Source organism: Actinacidiphila cocklensis (assembly GCF_907177275.1).
Classification (GTDB): domain Bacteria; phylum Actinomycetota; class Actinomycetes; order Streptomycetales; family Streptomycetaceae; genus Actinacidiphila; species Actinacidiphila cocklensis.
In genome coordinates this window covers 66,932-88,096 of sequence record NZ_CAJSLV010000042.1, presented here as the reverse complement: position 1 = coordinate 88,096, position 21,165 = coordinate 66,932, and the positions used below count along the sequence as shown (strand labels likewise).

Annotated in this window: 17 protein-coding genes; 6 read left to right on the top strand and 11 right to left on the bottom strand. The window is 70.3% G+C overall.

Annotated features, from left to right (window positions below; all coding sequences use genetic code 11):
• Nucleotides 1-14: 14 nt before the first annotated feature.
• The 3 genes from NFU81_RS06305 to NFU81_RS06295 all read right to left on the bottom strand — a co-directional run bounded on the left by NFU81_RS06305 (nt 15) and on the right by NFU81_RS06295 (nt 3,752).
• Nucleotides 15-1,082 carry an ABC transporter substrate-binding protein gene (locus tag NFU81_RS06305; protein WP_251485857.1) on the bottom strand — a complete coding sequence of 356 codons (1,068 nt, stop codon included), beginning with the start codon at nt 1,080-1,082 and terminating at the stop codon, nt 15-17.
• A 477-nt stretch (nt 1,083-1,559) separates the two neighbouring features.
• Nucleotides 1,560-2,810, bottom strand: coding sequence for an ROK family protein (locus NFU81_RS06300; protein WP_251485854.1), 1,251 nt, complete (start codon nt 2,808-2,810; stop codon nt 1,560-1,562).
• A 633-nt stretch (nt 2,811-3,443) separates the two neighbouring features.
• On the bottom strand, nt 3,444-3,752 hold the full coding sequence (locus NFU81_RS06295; protein WP_251485852.1) for a hypothetical protein: 309 nt from the start codon (nt 3,750-3,752) through the stop codon (nt 3,444-3,446).
• A gap of 181 nt (nt 3,753-3,933) precedes the next feature.
• Here NFU81_RS06295 and NFU81_RS06290 point away from each other — a divergent pair, with 181 nt between their 5' ends.
• Entirely contained in the window at nt 3,934-4,932 is a 999-nt protein-coding gene (locus tag NFU81_RS06290; RefSeq protein WP_251485849.1) for a helix-turn-helix transcriptional regulator, read from the top strand.
• A gap of 88 nt (nt 4,933-5,020) precedes the next feature.
• Here the strand turns inward: NFU81_RS06290 and NFU81_RS06285 are convergent, their stop codons facing one another.
• The 3 genes from NFU81_RS06285 to NFU81_RS06275 all read right to left on the bottom strand — a co-directional run bounded on the left by NFU81_RS06285 (nt 5,021) and on the right by NFU81_RS06275 (nt 8,157).
• On the bottom strand, nt 5,021-6,310 hold the full coding sequence (locus NFU81_RS06285) for a tachylectin-related carbohydrate-binding protein (RefSeq protein ID WP_251485847.1): 1,290 nt from the start codon (nt 6,308-6,310) through the stop codon (nt 5,021-5,023).
• 79 nt (nt 6,311-6,389) lie between these two features.
• Nucleotides 6,390-7,574 (bottom strand): aggregation-promoting factor C-terminal-like domain-containing protein, encoded by a 1,185-nt coding sequence (locus tag NFU81_RS06280; RefSeq protein WP_251485845.1) that lies wholly within the window; start codon nt 7,572-7,574, stop codon nt 6,390-6,392.
• Nucleotides 7,575-7,785: 211 nt separating this feature from the next.
• A complete protein-coding gene (locus NFU81_RS06275; protein WP_251485842.1) occupies nt 7,786-8,157 on the bottom strand; it encodes a hypothetical protein in 372 nt (123 codons plus the stop codon).
• 474 nt (nt 8,158-8,631) lie between these two features.
• Here NFU81_RS06275 and NFU81_RS06270 point away from each other — a divergent pair, with 474 nt between their 5' ends.
• The 3 genes from NFU81_RS06270 to NFU81_RS06260 all read left to right on the top strand — a co-directional run bounded on the left by NFU81_RS06270 (nt 8,632) and on the right by NFU81_RS06260 (nt 13,526).
• Entirely contained in the window at nt 8,632-10,677 is a 2,046-nt protein-coding gene (locus tag NFU81_RS06270; protein WP_251485839.1) for an alpha-L-fucosidase, read from the top strand.
• 576 nt (nt 10,678-11,253) lie between these two features.
• A complete protein-coding gene (locus NFU81_RS06265; protein WP_251485838.1) occupies nt 11,254-11,589 on the top strand; it encodes a hypothetical protein in 336 nt (111 codons plus the stop codon).
• A gap of 278 nt (nt 11,590-11,867) precedes the next feature.
• Complete coding sequence (locus tag NFU81_RS06260; protein WP_422665152.1) at nt 11,868-13,526, top strand: TerD family protein; 1,659 nt, start codon at nt 11,868-11,870, stop codon at nt 13,524-13,526.
• A gap of 199 nt (nt 13,527-13,725) precedes the next feature.
• On the opposite strand, the gene NFU81_RS06255 is transcribed toward NFU81_RS06260, so the two are convergent.
• From NFU81_RS06255 to NFU81_RS06245, 3 genes are read right to left on the bottom strand one after another with little or no spacing between them, the layout of a single operon-like run.
• Complete coding sequence (locus NFU81_RS06255; RefSeq protein ID WP_251485836.1) at nt 13,726-14,991, bottom strand: hypothetical protein; 1,266 nt, start codon at nt 14,989-14,991, stop codon at nt 13,726-13,728.
• Entirely contained in the window at nt 14,984-16,525 is a 1,542-nt protein-coding gene (locus NFU81_RS06250) for an alkaline phosphatase D family protein (RefSeq protein WP_251485835.1), read from the bottom strand. Before NFU81_RS06250 ends, NFU81_RS06255 begins: the two co-directional genes overlap by 8 nt.
• 53 nt (nt 16,526-16,578) lie before the next feature.
• Nucleotides 16,579-16,734, bottom strand: coding sequence for a hypothetical protein (locus NFU81_RS06245; RefSeq protein ID WP_251485834.1), 156 nt, complete (start codon nt 16,732-16,734; stop codon nt 16,579-16,581).
• Between NFU81_RS06245 and NFU81_RS06240 the strand changes: the two genes are divergently transcribed.
• Together NFU81_RS06240 and NFU81_RS06235 are read left to right on the top strand one after the other, a co-directional pair.
• Complete coding sequence (locus NFU81_RS06240) at nt 16,733-18,142, top strand: amidase (RefSeq protein ID WP_251485833.1); 1,410 nt, start codon at nt 16,733-16,735, stop codon at nt 18,140-18,142. The genes NFU81_RS06245 and NFU81_RS06240 overlap by 2 nt on opposite strands.
• Before the next feature lie 340 nt (nt 18,143-18,482).
• Nucleotides 18,483-19,100 (top strand): hypothetical protein, encoded by a 618-nt coding sequence (locus NFU81_RS06235; protein ID WP_251485831.1) that lies wholly within the window; start codon nt 18,483-18,485, stop codon nt 19,098-19,100.
• A gap of 83 nt (nt 19,101-19,183) precedes the next feature.
• On the opposite strand, the gene NFU81_RS06230 is transcribed toward NFU81_RS06235, so the two are convergent.
• Together NFU81_RS06230 and NFU81_RS06225 are read right to left on the bottom strand one after the other, a co-directional pair.
• A complete protein-coding gene (locus NFU81_RS06230) occupies nt 19,184-19,516 on the bottom strand; it encodes a hypothetical protein (RefSeq protein WP_251485828.1) in 333 nt (110 codons plus the stop codon).
• On the bottom strand, nt 19,513-20,649 hold the full coding sequence (locus NFU81_RS06225; RefSeq protein ID WP_251485826.1) for an IS256 family transposase: 1,137 nt from the start codon (nt 20,647-20,649) through the stop codon (nt 19,513-19,515). Before NFU81_RS06225 ends, NFU81_RS06230 begins: the two co-directional genes overlap by 4 nt.
• Nucleotides 20,650-21,165 lie beyond the last annotated feature (516 nt).

The following is a 21,165-nucleotide window of genomic DNA, read 5'->3' as shown; positions in this document are numbered from 1 at the left end:
ATCGGTCACGAGTATCAACTCCGGTAGGTCGCGGCGACGGATTTGGCGGCCAGGCCCTCGAACCGGCGGTCGAAGAGCGAGGCGACCTTGAAGGGCTTCACGAAGCCGCCTTCGGCCAGCAGGTCGGCGGTCTGCTGCTCCCAGGTGATCGCCTCGCCCCAACTCGCGGGGAACAGCGGCTTGTTGCTGAGCTTCGTGATCGCCTGGGCCTCGGCGAGAGTGAGGTTCTGGGTCTCGACGTAGAACCTCTGGTTCCACTCGTCGGGGTGCTCGTACGCCCAGACCAGACCTTGTGCCCAGCGCGGGATGAAGTCGGCGATCGCGGCGGCCTTCGCGGAGTCCGCCAGAACGCTGGCCGGCGCCCACAGCAGGCTGAGCAGGTCGATAACGTCGGTGGTGATCGTGTGCGCGCCCTTGGCGGCGTACTTGCTCAGATAGGCGGGGACCTGGCTCAGCCCGAGCGGTGCGATGTCCACCTGCCGGGCCTGCAGCGCGGTCAGGAACTGGTTGCTTGTCAGCGGCACCAGGTGCACATCGGAATACGCCAGTCCGGCCTCCTTCAGCGCCCGCAGCAGGACCACGCCCTGCGCCTGTCCCTGGGAGAACGCCAGTCGCTTCCCCTTGAACCCGCTCACGGCCTGGATGCCGCTGTGCGGTGCGGTGGCGAAGACGTAGCTGGGTTTGCGGGTGATGTTGATCGCGACGATCTTCGCGTCGTAGCCCTGGTAGTGCGCCTGGATCGGCGGGATGCCCGCGTTGTTGGCCAGGTCCAGGGAGTGGGCGCGGAAGGCGTTGATGACGTCGGGACCGGCACCGATGTTCGCCCAACTGGACACGGTGAACGGCAGCTTGTCGACACCGGCCCCCTTGAGCTGCAGCTGCTGGGCGCCCTGGTATGCGGCGATTTTGAGGCTGGTACCGGTGGGGACGGCAGTGGGCAGCGCGGCGGTGGAGGACAGCGCGGGACCGGCCGCGGCCTTGCCGGCGCAGGCGCTCAGCCCCGCCGCCGCCGCGCTGCCCAGCAGCGAGTTCAGGAAGAGCCGCCGGTTGAGACCCGGTGCTGGAGAGGCTGAGCGGGACATCGAAGAACTCCGTTTCGTTTTTCGGGCACGGGGATTCCGGGAATTCGGACCGGCAGTGCAGGCAACAGATTTCAGGCAGGCCGAATTCAGCGCCGGGCATCAAGGAATGGGGTCCGTAAGAGGGAGCGCCTACACCCGGGAGTGCCCGGGGCGGCGCCGCCGGCCTGCCGCGTGCCGCAGGGCGGGGCATCGGCGGCGAGGTTCACCGGCACACCTCGGACGAGGCGTTCCGGAGGTCAGCGTGTCAGCAACAGCGGGTGTGCCCGACCCGCATCAGGTCGACGACACGGCACCGGGTGAGCGCGAGCCGCGGGAGCGGACGCGAGGCGCAGACGGCGGCCCGGACGCGGCGCTGCCGTGTCCGGACGACCGGGGGAATTCCCTGCGTTCTGCTCACGGAAAGGATGCTCTCCTTCGGCGGCTACCTGTGTCAATATTCGGAGTTTTTGAATTAATGGGCTTTCGGTCCGGCTGCTGTCATCCTCGGACGCGGTCGGGCGAGGCCAGGGCCGCGGATGCGCCGAGCGGGTCCCGGTACAGCACGTCCAGCGCCACCGAGCCGCCCGCCGTGGCGAGCACCGTCGCGGGGAAGCTGGTCGGGATGACGGCCTCGGCGACGTCGACGACGGTCGAGGTGTATGCCGCTGCCTCTTCCCGTAGAGCGGCCAGGCAGTCCGGCCGGTGGATCACTCCGAGTTCGACGACGACGACCGCGTCGGGATTCAGCAGGTCCAGCAGCAGTCCCACCGCGCGGCCGACCAGCCGGGCGCGCTCCACGAGCAACCGCACCGCGGCCGGGTCGCCGTCGCGGGCAGCCTGGAGCACCAGCATCGGGTCGCGGTCCGCGATGACACCGGCGTCGCGCGCCTGCCGGCAGAGCGTCAGTTCGGACACCTCTGTCTGCAAGCAGCCTGTCCGGCCGCAGTGGCACCGCTGCGTACCGCCGGGTACCGGCAGGTGGGCGATCGCGCCGGCCTGCGACCGGGGGCCGTAGTGCACCTGGTCGTTGATGGCGAAAGCGGCGTCCACCACATTGCCGACGAACAGGTGCAGAACGCTTTGACGGGCCCGCGCGTGTCCGAACAGCCGCTCACCGTTGGCCAGCGCGCGCGAGTGGCTGTCGACGTGGACCGGGAGGCCGGTGTGCCGGGCCAGGGCGTCGCGGACCGCCACGTCGCGCCAGCCGAGTAGGTCGTGCGCGACCACGGTGCCTGAGTCCCGGTCGACCCAGCCACCCGTGGCCACGCCGACGCTCAGCGGTGTGGTGCCCGGCGCCTGCGCGGCCAGCAACGCGCCGAGCCCGTCGGCCGCCCTGGCGAGCAACCGCCCGGGTTCGGTCCCGTCATGGCTCAGGCGTCGCTCCTCGACCACGCGCCCGCGCAGGTCCAGCAGAGCGACCGTCGTGTAGGGCACCGCCACATGCACGCCCCCGACCAGGAGCCGGGCATCGTCGAGGTCGACCGGGATGTGCGGACGGCCGACGCTGTTCGACCGCAGCGGCCCCGGCGCCTCGCGGATCAGTCCCAGCTGCATGAAGTGGGCGCAGTAGTCGGTCACCGACGCCGCGGACAGCCCGGTCAGCCGCGCCACGGTGCTGCGGGCGACAGGTCCGTGCTCCAGGACGCTGCGCAGCACGGCACTGGCGCTGGTCCTGCGCCGGGCGCTGTCGGCCGCCCGGAGGCCGTGGACGGGGAGAGTCGCCACAGGTGATGGTGTGTCCTGGGACATAGGGATCTTCCTCAAGAGCGGGTCCGACACTGCGCCGTCTCAACCGGCGGGTCGGATGCGCTCCGCCCGCCTCACCTGGCGCGACAGCCGGACGCGCCCCGATGCCGCAGAGCGGCACGGCATCGCGCGCAGAGGACCTCGACTCGGGCAACCATGAGCCGAAACTAGCAAACAGCTCTGCCGATTCCCACCCTCTCCACTCCACGTCCCACGTGCGATATGCCACGCAACGTGGGGTGTTTCGACGCCATGGCAGGCGTCATGTTCTCGAAATCGAAACACCGTGTTCGCAGGCCAGGTTGATGCCCGCCCGGCGGTCACCCGCACGGAGTGCCCGTCCGGGGAGCACCAGGGACCGGCGGCTTGAGGGCGGGCTGGCCCCAGGGGCCGTTGACGCGACACGGATGTGAAGCATGGCGGGTCCTGTTCTGCGTGGAATGCCGGCTCTGTGCTCCGGATCGTCGCCCGCGAGGGCTCCTGCTCCGGTGGCCGTCCGGGCGGTGTCCCTTCCGGCAGGTCCACTCTCCCGGCGGATCAGTCGGCCGAGAAGGGGTTTCCGGTGGCCGGAAAGGGTCCTGGCCGGTTCCGGCGCGGCTCCGCGGGGGCGTCCAGAAGTCCTCGGAGGGACTCCTGCTAGATCCCGTCGTAGAAGGACGCGATCGGCGGTGTCCGGACCTCGACCACGGTCCAGCCGCTGAATTCCGGGAACGACGTCCGCGCCCGTTCCCAGACGCGCGCCGCGTTCGCCTCCGCCTCTTCGAGACGGTCGGCGACCACGTACACCCCCAGCACCGGGTAGGGACGGGCGTCGCTGTGCACGACGACGTGCTCCACGCCGTCCTCCGCTCTGGCCGCCGCGCGCAGCCCGCTGCCGATCCGGTCCGGCAGGACGATCAGCGGGGAGCCGCCGGTGGGCCGCAGGTGCAGATGCACGAGGTACATGAGATCACGGTGGCAACCCCGCGGTCGGGCGGCCAATGCCGTCGATCAGGCACATTGCGGCCGTGGCAGGAACAGGCCAGCGCCGGGGCATCGCGAATCCGTCGCGCCCGGAGCACGATCCTGGGATTATCTGCAGAGGCAGGGGGTCAGCAGACGGTCTTCACGCGGGGGGAAACCACTCATGCTCACCACACTCGGGCTCGACGCCGACGCCGAGGCGGTCTACCGGGCGATGCTCGCCCGGCCGCGGGACGGATTAGCGGCCATCGGCGAGGCCCTGGGACTGACCGAGGACCAAGTCCGCGCCGCACTCGACACGCTGAGCACCCTGGCACTGGTCCGTCCGTCCCACGAACGCGAGGGCTCGCTGCGCGCCGTATCGCCCGACCTGGGCCTGGAACTCCTGCTGGCCCGTCAGCAGCACGAACTGGCCGGCCAGCAGCAGCGCCTGGAAGCGTCCCGGGCCACCGCCGCGCAGCTCATCGCCGAATACGCCGACCTGCAGACCGAGACGGACAGCCCGGGGGTCGAACAGCTCACGGGCCTCGACCGGATACGCGACCGCCTGGCCACCTTGACCCGGGAGGTCAGGACGGAGGTCATGGCCTTCAACCCCAAGAGCCCGCCGACCGAGGAGGGCATGGCCGCCGCCCGCCCGCTGGACCAGCAGCTGCTGGAGCGGGGCGTACGCATGCGCACGCTCTACCTCGACAGCATCCGCAACAGTCCGCCCACCATCGCGCACGCCGACTGGCTGGCCCGGCACGGCGGGCAGGTCCGAACCGTGCCCACGCTCCCGACCCGGATGATCATCATCGACCGGGCCAGCGCCGTCATTCCCGTCCGTAACGACGACACCGCCGCGGGCGCCGTCATCCTGACCGGGCAGGGCACCGTGACCGCGCTGTGCGCCCTGTTCGAGAGCACGTGGGCGGCCGGCCGGCCGCTGGGCGAGGCGCCGGTGCGCGACGCCCACGGGCTCACGCCCCAGGAGCAGACGGCGCTGTCGCTGCTCGCCGAGGGGCTCACCGACGAGGCGATCGCCCGGCGCCTGGGCGTCTCGCCGCGTACGGCCCGCCGCCTCACCAGCGACCTCATCGAACGACTCGGCGCCCGCAGCCGTTTCCAGGCCGGTGTCCGCGCCGCACAGCAGGGCTGGCTGCCCGCCGCGCACCCGTGAACCCCGGGCACCGGACCACACGCGTCGGCCCCACCGCCGCAGCGGGCGGTGGGGCCGAGGCCGTACGAGGGGTTCTCCGGCAGCGGGGTCAGACGATCTTGTCGTACCGGATGGCCTCATAGCCCGAGGCAGAGTGCCCGGCTATGTTGCCGCTGTTGACGTTCGCCGAGCCGTACTCCATGTCCGGGACCGGGTTGGATTCCGAGTAGTAGTAGAAGGTCCCGGCGTCCTGGTCCTTCCACCCGATGAACAAGACGGTGTGCTGGCCCGGGTAGTTCAGGGCGTCGCCGGGGCGCAGGGAGGCCTTGGAGATCGTGGAGCTGACCTGGTAGAGGGTTTCGGTCGAATAGTCCGTGCTGGCGAGGTGCCAGGCCATGGCGACGAAGCCGGAGCAGTCGTCGCGGTACAGCAGGGTGTGGTTGACATCCCAGGACTTCAGGCCGCTGCCGTAGGGCACGTCCCGGTCGTACCAGTCCTTGCCTCGGGCGAGCACCTCGCTACGGCTGATGGGGCCGCCCAGCGTCGAGGCGGGCGGAGTGTCGGGGACGTAGGCGCAGTTGCCGCCCGAGGCCGAGAGCATCGACTGCGTCCAGCCGGAGGCGTCGACGGGGTCGCTGGAGTGGTACGTGAGGTCCCCGCCGTCGTTGTCGAACGGATCGGCGTCGGTGTACCAGTACATGCCGCCGCTTGTCCGGCCGTAGTAGATGCCGCCGCCGGGGGAGGACAGGGAGTCGACTGCGGACCAGCCACTGGCCGCAAGCACCCCGCGGTCCCAGTCGTTCACGCCATTGATCTTGTAGCTGAGGAGACGGCCGTCGCTGGTGGAGGCGATGAGCTGGTCGTCCCCCGCGGCCGCCAGCGTCTTGAGGACGAATCCGGTGCCGATGACGGCGTGCTGACCGATGTGCGCGGGACCCGACGGCTTGTCCTCGGAGACCACGTACTGGTGCAGCTGGCCGTCGACCGTTCCGTAGAGGTGCCCGTGGCCGTCGTAGGTGAGCTTGTCGAACGTCCAGCCGCCGTCCCAGATCTGAGTCACTCCCGCCAGGGTGAGCGCGTTGGTGTTGGTCTGGATGTCGACGCGGTAGAGGTCGCCCGTGGTCGAGGTGACCAGGACGGTGTTGAAGTTCAAGGTGGCCATCGCCTTCGGCGTGAAGCCGAGGTCCGGTCCGATCAGGGTCCGCACACGGTTGCCGGTGTCGGGGGCTATGGCCGTGTACGTGAGTCTGCCGTCGGACAGCACCCCGTACACCGAGACGTCACCGCCGCAGGACGCCGCCGCGTGGGCGGCGCCGGCGGAGACCGTGAGGAATCCTACGGACAGGGCGGCGGCCAGCATGGCGCCGGTCAGTGAATTACGGACGCGTGCGAGGTTCATGGGAACTCCTTGGTCCGGGCAGCCGGGAGCCTTCCCGGCTGCCCACGTCAGGCTGGGGGAGCGGCTTCGCGGCCGGGCTCTAGTACCAGTGGGGGTCGCGGCTCTGCCAGGCGCTCCACGCCGCGCAGGGGGAGCCGTAGACCTGACTGATGTAGTCGAGGCCCCAGGCGATCTGCGTGACGGGGTTGGTCAGCCAGTCGTCTCCCGCGGAGGCCATCTTGGAACCGGGCAGGGACTGCGGGATGCCGTACGCGGAGGAGGTCGGGTTGTCGGCGTTCCAGCGCCAGCCGCTCTCGTGGTCCCAGAGGGTCTCCAGGCAGGACCACTGCGAGGTCGTGGCCCAGCTCGACTTGAAGTCGTTCATCATCTGGCGGCCGACGGCCTTGACCTCGGTGATGTTGTCCCGGTCGAGGACGCTGGTGCAGGAGTAGCTGTTCGGCATGGCGGACAGGAACGTCTGCGTCCAGCCGGAGGCGTCCACCGGGTCGTCGTTGTGGTAGGCGATGTCACTGCCGCTGCCGTCGAGCGGGTTGGCGTCCTTGTACCAGTACATGCCTCCGGCGGAGGTCCGGCCGTAGTAGAGGCCGCCGCCGGGCGACAGAAGCTGGTTGAAGCCGGACCAGCCGTCGGACTTCAGCGTGTGGGACGCCCACTTGGTGGTGGAGGTGCTGTCGATGGCGTAGTCGATGAGCCGTCCGTCGGAGCTGGTGGCCAGCAGCCGGTCCTGCCCGGTGGCGGTCAGGGTCTTGAGGACGAATCCGTCGCCGATGATGGCCCGCTGGCCGATGTGTGCGGGGCCGGCCGGCTTGTCCTCGGAGACGAGGTACTGCAGCAGCGTGCCGCCCGCCGTACCGAACAGGTGGCCGCGTCCGTCGTAGGCGAGCTTGTCCTCGGTCCAGCCGCCGTCCCAGATCTTCGTCACTCCCGCCAGGGTGAGGGCGTTGACGTTGGTCTGGATGTCGACCCGGTAGAGGTCGCCCGAGGTCGAGGTGACCAGGACGGTGTTGAAGTTCAAGGTGGCCATCGCCTTCGGCGTGAAGCCGAGAGCGGGCCCGATGAGCGTCTTGAGCCGGTCCCCGTTGGACGGGTTGATGGCCGAGTACGTCAGCTGTCCGTCGGACAGAATGCCGTAGACGGAGACGCTGCCGGCACATGTGGTGTCCGCCTGGGCGGAACCGGTGGTCGCGGTGAGGAAGCCGAACCCGAGAGAGCAGGCGGCCAGTAGGCCGGTGACCGCCCGGCGGACTCTGGAGGATCTGAGCATCGACAACTCCGTTGATCGGTGGGTCTGCTGACGACAAGCAGCATCGCCACCGCCCACACGGAGCCGGAAGGCCGATCACCTGGCCACATACGGCCACGGACGCATCCGTCCACACCCGGCCGCACCCCGCCAGGACCTGCGTTGCCGCAGGCCGAACGGGGGTGTCGACTTCGAAGCGCCTGTTGCCCGGCTCCGTTGGCGGGTGAGCGCTTCAGCCGGCGAGTCGGTTCCTGGAAACCAACCACTGCCAGCGCTGACGCTCTGTGACGAGGGTGGCGCCGGCCAGCAGGGTCGCAGGGACAGCCGCCCCGGGGGGCCAGGCCAGCCACGAGGAGACCACGGCCGCGGCAAGCTGGAGCAGCACCAGCAGGATCGTGGCCCAGCCCGGCACCGCGATGATCACGTTGGCCTTGTCTCCCGGCGTGGAGAACAACGTGGGAAGGCCGATCAGGGCCACCACGGACAGGGCGGCGAGCAACCACGAATGGCCGGCCAGCGCCCAGGGGGTGGCCACCCACGCGACGAGTTCGGTCGCGAAGCGCAGGGCGGACGCAGCGCGGTCGTCCGGTCGTATCGAGGCCATTGCCCCACCAGCAGCGTCGGTCACCTGCGGACGATCTCACGGCAGGCGGCCGGTGGCCAGGGGATTGGGGCACGGCTGTGGGAGCGCCTGCACCGGCTGCTCGCGGCCGCGCACCCGGCAGCAGCGGCGGAAGTCGTTGCGGCTGGCCGGGTCGAACGACGCGTGCGCTCCCGCGGCGGGCTGAGTACGAAGGCGCGGGCGGTTCACCGGCATCGTCGACGACGTCCTGACCGACCGGCTCCGCACCGCCACCCTCTGTCTGGAGCCGCGCTGACCGGCAGGTCGAGACGAGCAGAGACCCGATCTCTGACGAAGCTGAACATCGGCTCCCGAGTCGTGAGCAGGTCGCATACGTCGCAGAATCTGCCGTACCTCTGGACACCTCCCGCGCTCTCCTCTATACATTCATCCGATGTAAGACCCCGCGCTACTCCACCCCCCCATCGCAGGAGTCGCCCCGTGTCCTCACTCCCCATGAGCCGAAGGTCCCTCATCAAAGCCGCCGCACTGGCCGGCGGCACCGTGGCCTTCGGGCTCCCGCAGATCCTGCGGGCCGCGCCGGCCCAGGCGTACACCGTCCCCGAGAAGATGAACTGGTGGTACCAGGCCCGGTTCGGCATGTTCATCCATTTCGGGTCCTACTCCTACCTCGGCCACGGCGAGTGGGCCTTCACCAACGAGAGCTGGACGAAGGCGAACTACCAGAGCCAGGTGTCCTCCCACTTCAACCCGGCCTCTTTCAACGCCGCCACCATCGCGAGCCTGGCCGCGAACGCCGGCATGAAATACCTCGTGATCACCGCCAAGCACCACGAGGGCTTCGCCATGTGGGACTCAGGCGTCCCCGGCTTCACGGACACCACAGGCAAGGCGTACAACCTGCACGACTACACCGCCTACCAGGGCGACCTGCTGGCGTCGCTCAAGACCGAGTGCGAGGCGCGAGGCGTCAGATTCGGGCTCTACTACTCCATCCTGGACTGGAACCACCCCTCCCAGACCGACCGGGGCGGCCTGACCACCATGTCCTCGCTGGCCGATCGCACCAGCTACATCGCCGACATGAAGGCCCAGCTCCAGGAGCTGCTGGACCGCTACGACCCGGCGGTCCTGTGGTTCGACGGCGACTGGTTCGGCGAGCCGGCCAGCCCCACCCTGAACGACTGGTGGCTCAAGTCCGACGGAGCCGACCTCTACAGCTGGCTGATCGCCCGCAAGCCTGGCCTCATCGTGAACGAGCGCGTCAAGCGCAACCTCGGCCTCGGAGACTTCATGTGCCCGGAGCAGACCGTGCCCGGGGCACCGCTGTCCCGGCCCTGGGAGACCTGCGCCACCATGAACGGCGCCTGGGGCTACAACTCCGGCTCGGAGAACTCCTACCGGTCCGTGACGGACATCGTCCGCGAGCTGGTCACCGTCGTCTCCCGGGACGGCAACTACCTGCTCAACATCGGCCCCAAGGGCGACGGCACGGTCACCCCCGGCTCCGTGACGATCCTGCAGGGCCTCGCCTCGTGGATGTCGACCTACGGCGACAGCGTCCACGGTACGACCGCCAGCCCCTATACGACCGACCCCTCCTGGGGCCGGGCCACGAAGAAGGACGGCACGCTGTTCGCCCACGTCTTCAGCTGGCCCGCGAACGGCCGACTCCAGATCCCGGCCCTCACCAACACCATCAGCCGGGTCTACCTGATGAACAACCCGTCGGCCTCGCTGCCGTACACCGTCAGCAGCGGCCAGATCAACGTCACCGTGCCGGCCGCTGCGCCCAACGGCAGCGACTCCGTGGTGTGCGTCGCGGTCACCGGTGTGCCCGCGAGCAGTGCGGCCGGCGCCTCCGGCGCGACCGTCTTCCAGGACACCGGCTACGCGGGCGGCAACGCCGTCCTGGCCCTGGGGAACTACGCCGGCGCCCAACTGACGGCCGCGGGCGTGGGTCCCGCCCAGATCTCCTCCCTCCGGGTCCCCGACGGCTTCCGCGTCATCGGCTACTCCGGCGACAACTTCACCGGTACGGCCTGGGTGTTCACCGCCGACGCCGCCGACCTGCGGCAGACCGGCAACAACGACGCGATCGTCTCGCTGAAGGTGGCGTTCAACCCGGCCACGTACTTCCGGCTGGTCAATGTCACCGACGGCCTCGCCCTCGACAGCGGCGGCAACGTCGCCTCCGGCTCGGCCATCAAACAGTGGACGCCCGTCGACAGCACCAACCTCCAGTGGCAGGTGATCGACCTGGGCACCGGCTACTACCGCCTGGTCAACCGCACCAACGGCTTGGCGGCCGACGGCTGGGGCACGACCACCGCGGGCGACCCGGCCCGCCAGTCGGCCTGGAACGGCGGCACCGACCAGCAGTGGGTGATCACCGACCGCGGCACGGGCCGGTACTCGATCGCCAACCGCGCCACCGGACTCGTCCTGGACGGCGGGGGGTCGGTCGCGTCGGGTTCGGTGTGCAAGCAGTGGCCGTGGCAGGACAGCCCCAACCTGCTGTGGACCGTTCAGCCGGCCTGACCTGCCGCGGGACCGCGGCGACTACGCTGCGGCCAAGCCCCCGACCGTCGCACGGCGCCCCGCCCCGGCCGGTGGCGGGGCCACCGCGCCCCGCTGAGGGCAGCGAACGCGGCCTTGCCCACAACCTCCTGATCGCACCATCCGAGGTGGACTGCGGCTTCCCCGTGGCCACGCCCGTCGGCTTGTGTGTCAGTGCCCGTGGTTACGGTGTCGGCGTGACTGATCTTGAGGACATGGCGCGTGCGCGCGTCAGTAGCGGGCGCCGTGTCGAGCGTTTGGTGTGCCACCCTCGTCTACCTCTGGTGGCGGGCCTGGGCGGGGAGCGTCCGGCGGTTCATGTGTGGAGTTGCCAGGCGGGACAGTTGCGCGAGCTCGGCTGTGTCGGTGCCGAGTCGGATGGCTACGGTGACGCGGTCGGGTGGGAGCGGATCGAGCGGACGCCCGCACTGGCCTGGCATCCCGACGAGCCGCGGCTGCTGGTGGCAGGTGGCGAGTACGGCGTGGTGCAGTGGACTCCTGCCGGGCTCTCCGCGGCGGACGCTGTTCCCCCTGCCGCGGACTACCGCGGTCTGGCATGTGGCCGCGCTGGCTGCCACGGCGACAGGCGAGCTCGTCCTCGCGAGCGGCGGCGGCGAGCTCATCCTCGTGTCCGTGCGGTCCGACCCCGAGGAGACCCGCGCTGCGCATGACACCGACGCGTCCACGGCCGCAGCGTCGGCGGTCCGGGAGTTCCTCGACGCTACGTCCGAAGTCCCCGACGGCGGCGACCTGGAAGAGCACCTCGTCCTCACCGACGGAACCCGCACCTGGAACTCGGACGATCTGGCAACGGTTTACACCGCAACGGCAGAGGATCCCACCTGGCTCCAGCGCCGAGCGGCCATCAACAAGGCGTGCGAGGCGCAGCCGTGATCGACCCGCCCTACGGGTCCGCGGCTCCTACGAGCAGTAGTTCTCCGCGGGGCGGTCTGCGGGTCGCTGCCCGCGGCTGTTGCTTCATGGAACCGGAGCGGCTGCGTCGGCGCCCGCGCTGCTGCCTCGTCTGAACCGGTGACGGGGTGGCAAGGATCGCGGGCCGTGCCCGGTGCCGGCCCTGCCGACCGGCCGTGCCACGATGCCGGCCCGTGAATCCGAGTGCGCCGTGGTGTTGCTGCTGCGAGCATGACCGGGTGATCCAGGATCTCGAACGCATGGTCGTACGGCATACCCTGCGCATCCCCGCGTCCGGCGGCTCCACGCCGATCGGCAACGCCTGGCCGTTGGTGCGGCAGTTGGACGCCGCGCTGCTGTCGGCCGGCTTCACGCTGTCCGCCGAGGCGCGCCGGTACCTGGCGGGACTTCCGGACCCGCTGGCCACCTGCGCCGGGGTGCGCACGATCGACGCGGTACGTGAGCTGGCCGGCGCGCACGTGCGGCACAACGCGTATTTCGTCGACTTCCCGGCAAATGTGCCGGACACGCTGGAATTCTGGTGGTCCTGCGTGGCCGGGGCGCTCGCGGACGAGGCGACACGCGCGGCCACCCGTGAGCAGCTGAGCGCTGGGGTGGTCGACCTGCTGCCACTGCCGGCCTACGGCCGGTACCAGCACACGTACGCGGAGATGCTTGCCGCGCATGGCCAGTTGGTGGCCGCGGCCGGCGACCGGGTGACCGTGCTGCATCTGGGCGGCCCGCTGGAGGAGGAAGTCCGGGCGCTGTACCTGGCCCTGGCCGGGAGCAGCACGCCGCTCGGGGACGAAGGACTGCGCGTGGGGCGGCCGGTACGGCGGGCACTTCTGGCCGGGCGGGACGCCGTGGTGGCCGCTGCCTCGCAGGCCGTGGCAGGCGCGTCCGGGCGGGTGCTGCTGGCGGTGCGCGAGCATTTCCTGGGACGCGGGCGACCGTCGTCCGATACGCGCGTCTTCGTCAACCGGCGCGGTGCCGGCTGGGCCACCGGCGACAACCGCCGACCCCTGCCGGTGCCGGAGCTGGAGCGGGTGACCGACGCGCTGGACGCTGAGATCGTGCGACGGCTGCCGCGGCCCGAACAGCTGCTGATCGACCCGGACATGCTGGACGTGGCGCTGCCACTGAGCGGCCGGGCGACCACGAGCGGCTTCGGCGTGCTGCCGCGCGGGTCGCAGTCGCCGGTCGACGGCGACCTGCTGCGGTTCTTCGTCTATTGGAAACAGGCCCAGGAGCGGACCGACTTCGACCTGTCCGCGCAACTGCTCGACGCCGACTACCGGACAGTGGCCTGGCTGTCGTACACACAACTCACGCAGTACGAAGGCGAGCACTCCGGCGACATCACCGAAGCCCCTGACGGCGCCTCGGAGTTCATCAACCTCAGGCTGGCGGCGGTGCGCGCCGCCTTCATCGTCCCGCAGGTGCACATCTACTCCGGCGAGGGCTTTGACGAGGTCGAGGAGTCCTTCTTCGGCTTCATGCTGCGCGACCGGGAGCAGCAGGGGCAGCCGTTCGAGGCACGGACGGTGCGGATGAAGTCCGAGCTGCGCGGACCCGGGCGGGCGTCGCTCCCGCTGGCGTTCGTACGCGGGCGGGACGGCGAGTGGCGGGCGAAGTGGCTGCACCTCTACCTTCGGGGCATGCCCGCGGGCAACCGGGTCGAGGAGCACAAGATCACGGCGGCTGAGCTGCTGCGCAGCGTCGTCGAGCGGGAGTACCTGACAGTGCGCCGGCTCACCGACCTGATGGCCGCGCAGCCAGGCACGGTCAGTACACGGTGGGACGGTACGACGTTGCCGGCAGGTCCCGTCACGTACATCGGCATGGAACGGCCCGAGGGCCTGCACCCGGACTCGGTGGTCATCACGCCGCAGAATCTGCGAGCGCTCATCCCGGAGTGAGTGCTAGCGTTCCATGCGGCGAGGCCATGAACGGACTTCCTTCTCATCAACTCTCGGACGATAGTCCCTTCGCTCTCCTCGCCATCAACGTTCCGCGACTGGGGCGCTGCATCAGCAGCGCCCCAGCCCGCGTTGACCCCGCCCGTCGGATCTCCCCACCCGGGGCCGGCCCGGAGGACGTCCACGGATCGGAAGGTCGTCACCAGTCCGAGTTGGTCGCCCCCAGACTCATCAGAACCTGGTCGAAGGTGTTGCCGTCGTTGTCATCGGTGTACGACATCGCGAGCGTGCCGAACGGGGAGGAAGCCACCGCGACCTGCTCCTGCCGACCGGTCGTGACCTGGCTGACGGACTGGGCCGGCAGCCGGCCGGTGAAGGTGCCGTCGGGGTTGAGGCCCCTGGCCCAGACCGCCGGATCGGTGCCGGCGACGCTCCAACCGACCACGGCGTCGCGCTGGTCGTCGATGCCGACGATGGGGTTGCCGGCTCCGGCTCCGCTGGAGATCTCGACCTCGGCCGGGCCGGCGGTGCCGGTCGCGGTGAACGACCGGGCCCAGACGCCACGGGTGCCGGTGTGATCGGACTCCCATGCCACGGCGAAGTCGCCGTTGAAGTCGGCGGCCACGGACGGGCGTTGCTGCTGCTGTCCGCTGCCGAGGCTGTTGGCGCTGCGGCGGGTGAGGGTGACGGCCCCGTTCGCCTTGGCCAGCTTCACCAGACCGATCTGGTAGAAGCCGTTGTTGTCGGTGTCCTCGTCCCAGACGACGACGGCGTCGCCCGAGGCGGAGGTCGCGACGTCGGGGTTGTGGTGCGCGCCGCCGGCCGCGTTGACCGTCACCTCGTAGGCCTTCGTGGTCGTCCCGGTGAACCCGGCTGCCTTCACCGTCGCCGCCGCGGTGCCCTGGACGTCCTCCCACACCACGGAGAACGCGACCGCGGTGGTGCTGTTGGGCGCGCCGTCCGGATCGACCGCGACGCGCGGATGGATCTGCTGGCCGTCGGCGCTCGCGTTGGCCTGACCGGAGCCGAGGACCGCACCGGTGGGGGAGAGCACACGGTAGGTGATGTTGTAGTACCCGTTGCCGTCCGGGTCCTCCGCCCACACGACGACGGCGTTGCCCCGGTCGTCGAGTCCCACGTCGGGCTGGAGGTGCCGCCAGGCTGTGCCCGCGGTCCCGCCGGCCGAGAGCTTCGTCTCGTAGGCCGAGGCGCCGTTGCGGAACATCCGCACCCATACGTCGCTGTGCGCGTTGTCGCCCGGGTCGGTCGTGTCGCGGTCGTCCTCCCAGACCACCGCGACGTCGCCGAGGCGGTTGGCCGCGATCGAGGCGGAGTCCTGGTCACCGGTTGCGGTGCTGTTCGCGGTCACCCAGGACGAGGGCCCCGCCGCCGAGGCCGGGGCGATCATGGCGAGAACCGCGGCGAAGCCGGCGACGGTCGCGCCGAGTACTGAGAGCTTACGCATCGGCCAACCCCGGCTGTCCGTCGTGGATGACAAAGGTCCGGGCGGTGGTCGCCGCCGCGCCGTGCTCGGTCACCGTCGCCACCGACCGGAAGTCGGCTGTGAGCTGCGACGGCGTGACGTGCGTGCGGACGTACCCGCGCAGATTGGAGTAGAAGCGCAGATGCGGGTTGAGCGATCCGTTGGGGATCGTCGTGGTGGTGCTTCCGTTGCCGCCGCTGGTGATGGAGGTGCAGACGAGCTCGGAGCCGATCGTCGCCGACGACGGATCGGCGTAGTCGGCCTTGAGGTCGTTGCCCCACGAAGCGTGCACATCACCGGTGAGGACGACCGGGTTGCGTACGGCCCGGTCGATGATGCCCTGCTGGATCCGCGCCCGGCTGGCCCGGTACCCGTCCCAGGCGTCCATGTTCATCGCGCCCGACGAGTTCACGTTGCGGGCGAAGAAGACCTGCTGGCCGATGAGGTCCCAGGTGCTCAGGTGCTGGCCGAGTCCGTCGAGCAGCCATGCCTCCTGGCCCGCGCCGGTGATCGTACGGCCGGCCAGATCGGCGTCGGCGCAGACCTTCGTCCCGTCGCCGCAGGCCTGGTCGTCGCGGAACTGGCGGGTGTCGAGCATGTGGAACGTGGCGAGGGTGCCCCAGCGGACCCGGCGGTAGAGCTGGATGCTGTTGCCGGAGGGCGTCGCGGCAGCCCGCAGCGGCATGTTCTCGAAGTAGGCCTGGTACGCGGCGGTGCGTCGCGCGGTCCACTGGGCCGCCGTCAGCACAGGGCTGTTGTCGGCCCGGACCATGTTGGCGTAGTTGTTCTCCACCTCGTGGTCGTCCGGCACCACCAGCCACGGCGCGATCGCGTGCGCGGCCTGCAGGTCCGGGTCGCTGTGGTAAAGCGCGTATCGGCGGCGGTAGTCGGCCAGCGACACGATCTCGCTGCCGAGGTGCTGCCGCAGGGCGCCGGAGGTGGCGCCGCCCTCGTAGATGTAGTCGCCCAGGTGCAGGATCAGGTCGGGGCGGTCGTCGGCCATGCGGCGGTAGGCGGTGTAGTAGCCCTGCTCGTAGTGGGCGCACGAGGCGAAGGCCATCGTGAAGTCACGCCCGACCGTGGCCGGCGCCGGCGCGGTGCGGGTCCGGCCCACCGGGGATATGTACCCCTGGGCCCGGAACCGGTAGTAGTACTCCGAGTCCGGGGCGAGTCCACCGGCCAGCACGTGCACCGAGTGGGCCTGGGCGTAGCGGGCGGTGAACGTACCGGAGCTGACGAGCGTGGCGAAGCTCTGGTCGGCCGACACCTGCCAGTCGACGGCGACGTCGGCGTTGGGCATGCCGCCCTGACCGTCCGCGTTGGTCGGTGTGGGAGCCAGACGCGTCCAGAGCACCACGCTGCTGTCGTCCGGTTCCCCGGAGGCGACGCCGAGCGTGAAGGGGAAGGGAGCGGAGGCCGCGGCCGACGACTGGGCCAGCGCCCCGAGTTGGAGCCCGACGGTGCCGGCGGTGGAGAGCCCGCCTAATATGAAGATGCGGCGACTGAGGTTGGTCATGGTCGATCATTCTCGCGGACACAGGTGAACTTCCACCCCTGCGGTGGGGACGGTCAAGCGAAGCGGCAGCGTCGCGAGTCGGTGAGTGTCCGTATTGCGGCAGGTACCCGTTTGCGCAGGTCGGCCAGCCGGCCGTCGAGCGAGAGGTCGAGCAGCGCTCCGGTGGCGTTGGCGATCGGGATGCCGGCGAGCGCGGTGAAGGCGGGCATGCCGGCGAGGTGCTCGCGGAGCGCCCATGCCAGGTCTGGGAGGACCCGCTGCGCGCAGGCCCGGCGCGGTGCCGACCGGCTGGCCAGGGGCGCCGCACCCGGGCCGCTGACCGGGGTGCCGCTGGGCGTCAAGGACCTGTTGGCCACCGCAGGCGTACGGACCACCGGCGGTTCTGCCGTCTACGCCGACTTCGTCCCCGACGAGGACGACGTCGCCGTACAGCGGGTCAAGGCGGCCGGGGCGGTCGTCCTGGGCAAGACCAACGCGAGCGAGTTCGGCTACAGCGCCGTGGGGCACAATCCGCTGTTCCCCGCCACCCGCAACCCCTGGAACACCGCGCTGACCCCGGGCGGCTCCAGCGCCGGGTCCGCCGCCGCGGTGGCCGCGGGCCTGGGGCCGGTGGCGCTGGGCACGGACGGCGGCTGTTCGATCCGGGTCCCGGCCGCGCACTGCGGCCTGGTCGGGTACAAACCGTCGATGGGCCGCGTCCCCGCTTACCCCGGCTGCCGCGACGAACGCTATCCCGGCATGTCGGGCTGGGAGAGCCTGGAGCACATCGGCCCGCTCACCCGCACCGTCGCGGACACCGCCCTGATGATGTCGGTCCTTGCCGGGCCCGATCCGCGGGACCGGCACTCCATCCCGTGCGCTGACGTCGACTGGCGGGCCGCCGCGTCGCGCGGCACCGCCGAGGGCGCCCCGGGACTGCGTGTCGCCTACAGCCCCGACCTGGGCTACCTCGCCGTGGACCCCCGGGTCAGGGAGGTGGTCGAGGCGGCGGTGGGTGTCATGGAGCGGGAGTTGCGGTGGGACGTCACCGCGGTCGACCCCGGGTGGCCGGACCCGGCGGAGGCTTTCGCGGCTCTGATCGTCGCCGAGTCCGACCTGTCCGGGATACGTGCCATGGCCGACGCGCACGCCGACGTGATGTCGCCGCACCTGGTGGCCTGGATGCGCAGACCGTGGACGGCCGAGCAACTCACCGACGCCAACATCACCCGCAAGGCAGTGGTGAACCGCATGGCGCGGCTGATGTCGGGCTACGACCTGCTGGTCACCCCCACCGCAGCCGTACCGCCCTTCCCCGTGGGCATCCAGGGACCGGAACGGACAGACGGGCGCGAGGTCGCCGACACCGCGTGGATCGGCTTCAACTACCCGGCGAACCTGACCGGCCAGCCCGCCGTGAGCCTGCCCGCCGGCTTCACCGATGACGGACTGCCCATCGGCGTCCAGCTCGTCGGCCGCCACCTCGACGACGGTACGGTCCTGCGCGCCGCCGCCGCCTTCGAACGAGTGGCGCCGTGGGCGCACCACCGCCCGCAGGTAATCTCCGGAGATCGGGCCACGGACCGCGGGAGCAACCGAGAACATTCGTTCGCCGCGCGACGGTGCACCCCTACGTGATGGAGGGACGTCGCAGGCCGCCGACCGACATCCGCCGGCGCCCGCCTCCCGATTCCGGCTCCTCCACCCCGTGCGGTGAGGCCCGGCCAGGCCGATGCCTCCGCATCCCACGGCTGGTGAACTCGTCGTCAAGGTGGCGACGCCTTCGGCGTGGCGCTGGGGAACGAACGGGCAGTGGTGCCTGGCAAGTCCGAGGGCCAGTTCTTCGTGACGCCGACGGCTGTCTCGGTGACGTGGGAAGGGCGTGCAGGCCGGTGAACCGGTGTGCACGCCACTGGAGGGGGTTCGGCATTTCCGGAAGGATCGGCTGGGATACTGCCGTACAGGACTCGGGGAGACCGTGGCCTACCGCATTCATTTCACGGTCGAGGACCTGGCGCGGACTCGTGTGGCCGAGCCTCCGCCGTTGATGGAGCTGAGCGCCGCCGTGCGCGTCCTGCAGACGCGCAGCCACCCCGTTTGGTTCGGCGGAGACGCGCCGCCGGCGCCGCCCACCGGCGAGGCACTGCCCGCCTCGCTCCACCCGCCGTGGATCCGCTGGAACGCACCCCTCCTGGAGATCGCGACGCTCTCCGGCTTCGACGGCGACCTGCGCCTGGAGGGCCGCCGACTGCTGCTCGTGCCCTCGTTCTTCGGCGCCGATGCAATCGCGATCGACATCGACGCCGAACCGCAGCCCGTGATCAGGTACCCCATCGGCCGCGATCAGCCCTCGGCACCCCGGTTCGCCCTGCCTGCGCAGCCGACCGCACCGCCGGGAGCCCGATCGCCGCTGGCCGCGCTCCTCGACCGGACCCGGGTCGTCGTCGCAACACGGCGCTCCACAGCCCCACCGTCGTCGGCGTCACCCTCCTCAACTCCCCGCCCGGCGAACCCCGGCCCTGAGGCCCTGTGTGTGGGCGCGGTGGTGGCATCGGCTGGGCGTCAGCGGGGCCGGATGCTGAGTGCATGGCCGTAGGGACGTCTACGGGGGGCTTCGCTGTCACGGCAGGCTGGCTGTCGTGGGGATGGGCTACTTGCCAATCCCTGTGGATCGCTGGTTTAGGGCAAGGGGTTGGCGCCTTCGATGACCTGCGACCTGGAGGCCAAGGTTCCCGTCTTGAGATGCTGAACGCCCTCTCCTCGGAGCGTCACGAGGGCGGTGAGGCCAGTGTCGAGTTCGGCCACTCGATACCCGTAGACGGCGGCCTGCGTCAGCGTCAGGTCGATCGCTTGGTCTGAACCGCTGAGCCGGTTGAAGCGGGCACCGCGACGGACCGGTCCCCGCAGGCAGCGCACATGGACAGTGGCCTGTTCGAGGGATGCCACGATGACCCGCTCAATCTGCAGTTCTACGCTGCTACGACGGCTGCCGGGGCTGGGTATCTCACTCACGCTGCTGCGCCCTCCCGCTCGACCAGGACGCAGTTTTTGAACCGGGCACCTGCGCGGACCAGGTGAACGAGGTGGGCGTCGGTGATCGCGTGCCGGCGGGCCTGCGCGGATTCGACGAGCTTGAACACCATGGCGAGGGCCGCGAAAGCCGGCAGCTCCTCGTGGTCGTCGGTGATCTTCGCGACGGCCTTGGGCCACTTCGTGCCGTAGGTGCGGGCGAGCGCCTCGATGGCCATCTCGGCCTGGGGGCGGTCTTCGGCGTTGCAGATCTCCTGCATCGCCTTCGTCGCGCCCGGCTGTGCGGATTTCGGTAGGGCATTCGCGACATTTCTTGCCTTATGGACCCAGTGGCGCTGACGCCGGGCGGTCGGGAAGACCTCGGCGAGCGACTTCCATAGCCCCATCGCACCGTCGCCGCCGACCAGCTCCGGGTCACGCACCCCGCGTCGGCGGCAGTCGCGCAGGAGGTCTGCCCACGATTCGGTGGACTCACGGAGCCCTTCCGCGAGGGCGATCAGCTCCTTGGTGCCGTCGACGCGGACGCCGAGCAGGACCAGGACACACGAGTGCGCCTGGCCGAGCCGGACCTTGGGGTGGACCCTGTCGGCCCACACGTAGACGAGGTCGCGGTCGGACAGGTCACGGGCCTGGAAGGCGGCGTGGTCGTCACCCCACTGCTTGGTCAGCCAGGTCACGGTGGCCGGCGACAGTCCGGCGGCTGAGCCGGGGAACTGCTCCAGCGCGGGCACGAAGTCCCCGGACGGCAAGCCGTGCAGGGAGAGCAGCGGCACCACCTCGGTGACCTTCGGCGACTTACGGCACCACGGCGCAAGGATTCTCGACGAGAACCGCTGGCGCCCGCCGCTGGACTCGTCGACGCGGCGGTCGTACACCCTGGGCTCGGTGACCTCGATAGGTCCGGCCACCCTGACCACGGTCCGCGGTCGGTGGCGGCCGTTGCGGACCACCAGGCGACGCCCCCGCTCGTCGGTTTCGGCCGCCAACTCGGCTATGTACCGGTTGACTTCCGCTTCCAGCGAGGCGGCCAGCATCCGGCGGGCGCCCTCGCGGACGATCTCGTCGATCAGGGAGCCGGACCGGGTGGAGCCGTTGTCGGTGACTACGCTGAGCACGGGCGTTCCTTCCCGACCCGCGGTGCAACGCGGGCCTACTCGGAGACCCTCAAAGGATCATTCGGGAAGGTACGCCCTCCGCGTTCCTTCCCGAAACCATCCACAGGTCTTGAGCATTGCTCGTCGCGGGCAGGTCGCAACGCTTCGACATAAGACCTCGGTGACGAGGGGACGGCGGCTGGGATGCCTGCCCAGCACCTTCATCACAACGGGGTGCGGATTGGTCGGAGGAGCGTGTTGTAGATGTTCCAGCCGGTGCCGACGCGGGTGCGCGGATCGAAAGTGCGGGGGTGATACGCGCTCCTGGCGGCCTGCTGCTGCCACAGCACGCCCGCGCTGTCGCGGCCGTACAGTGTCCCGCGGCGTGAGGCGGGGACGATGCCGCCCCAGGCTCTGACGAGCGATGGGACTGGGGCCGCAGCGGACACACGATGTGCCCCGCCGCGTGAATCCGTTGTGGGTGAAGGCTACTGCCCCTGTAACCGGCGAACGGGGCAGGGCGCCTGAGAGCGAGTG

Excerpts from the sequence above, each read along its gene's own strand:
- NFU81_RS06305 (WP_251485857.1), bottom strand. The coding sequence starts at position 1,082 with ATGTCCCGCTCAGCCTCTCCAGCACCGGGTCTCAACCGGCGGCTCTTC.
- NFU81_RS06300 (WP_251485854.1), bottom strand. The coding sequence starts at position 2,810 with ATGTCCCAGGACACACCATCACCTGTGGCGACTCTCCCCGTCCACGGC.
- NFU81_RS06295 (WP_251485852.1), bottom strand. The coding sequence starts at position 3,752 with ATGTACCTCGTGCATCTGCACCTGCGGCCCACCGGCGGCTCCCCGCTG.
- NFU81_RS06290 (WP_251485849.1), top strand. The coding sequence starts at position 3,934 with ATGCTCACCACACTCGGGCTCGACGCCGACGCCGAGGCGGTCTACCGG.
- NFU81_RS06285 (WP_251485847.1), bottom strand. The coding sequence starts at position 6,310 with ATGAACCTCGCACGCGTCCGTAATTCACTGACCGGCGCCATGCTGGCC.
- NFU81_RS06280 (WP_251485845.1), bottom strand. The coding sequence starts at position 7,574 with ATGCTCAGATCCTCCAGAGTCCGCCGGGCGGTCACCGGCCTACTGGCC.
- NFU81_RS06275 (WP_251485842.1), bottom strand. The coding sequence starts at position 8,157 with ATGGCCTCGATACGACCGGACGACCGCGCTGCGTCCGCCCTGCGCTTC.
- NFU81_RS06270 (WP_251485839.1), top strand. The coding sequence starts at position 8,632 with ATGAGCCGAAGGTCCCTCATCAAAGCCGCCGCACTGGCCGGCGGCACC.
- NFU81_RS06260 (WP_422665152.1), top strand. The coding sequence starts at position 11,868 with ATGGTCGTACGGCATACCCTGCGCATCCCCGCGTCCGGCGGCTCCACG.
- NFU81_RS06255 (WP_251485836.1), bottom strand. The coding sequence starts at position 14,991 with ATGCGTAAGCTCTCAGTACTCGGCGCGACCGTCGCCGGCTTCGCCGCG.
- NFU81_RS06250 (WP_251485835.1), bottom strand. The coding sequence starts at position 16,525 with ATGACCAACCTCAGTCGCCGCATCTTCATATTAGGCGGGCTCTCCACC.
- NFU81_RS06240 (WP_251485833.1), top strand. The coding sequence starts at position 16,733 with ATGCCGGCGAGGTGCTCGCGGAGCGCCCATGCCAGGTCTGGGAGGACC.
- NFU81_RS06245 (WP_251485834.1), bottom strand. The coding sequence starts at position 16,734 with ATGCCCGCCTTCACCGCGCTCGCCGGCATCCCGATCGCCAACGCCACC.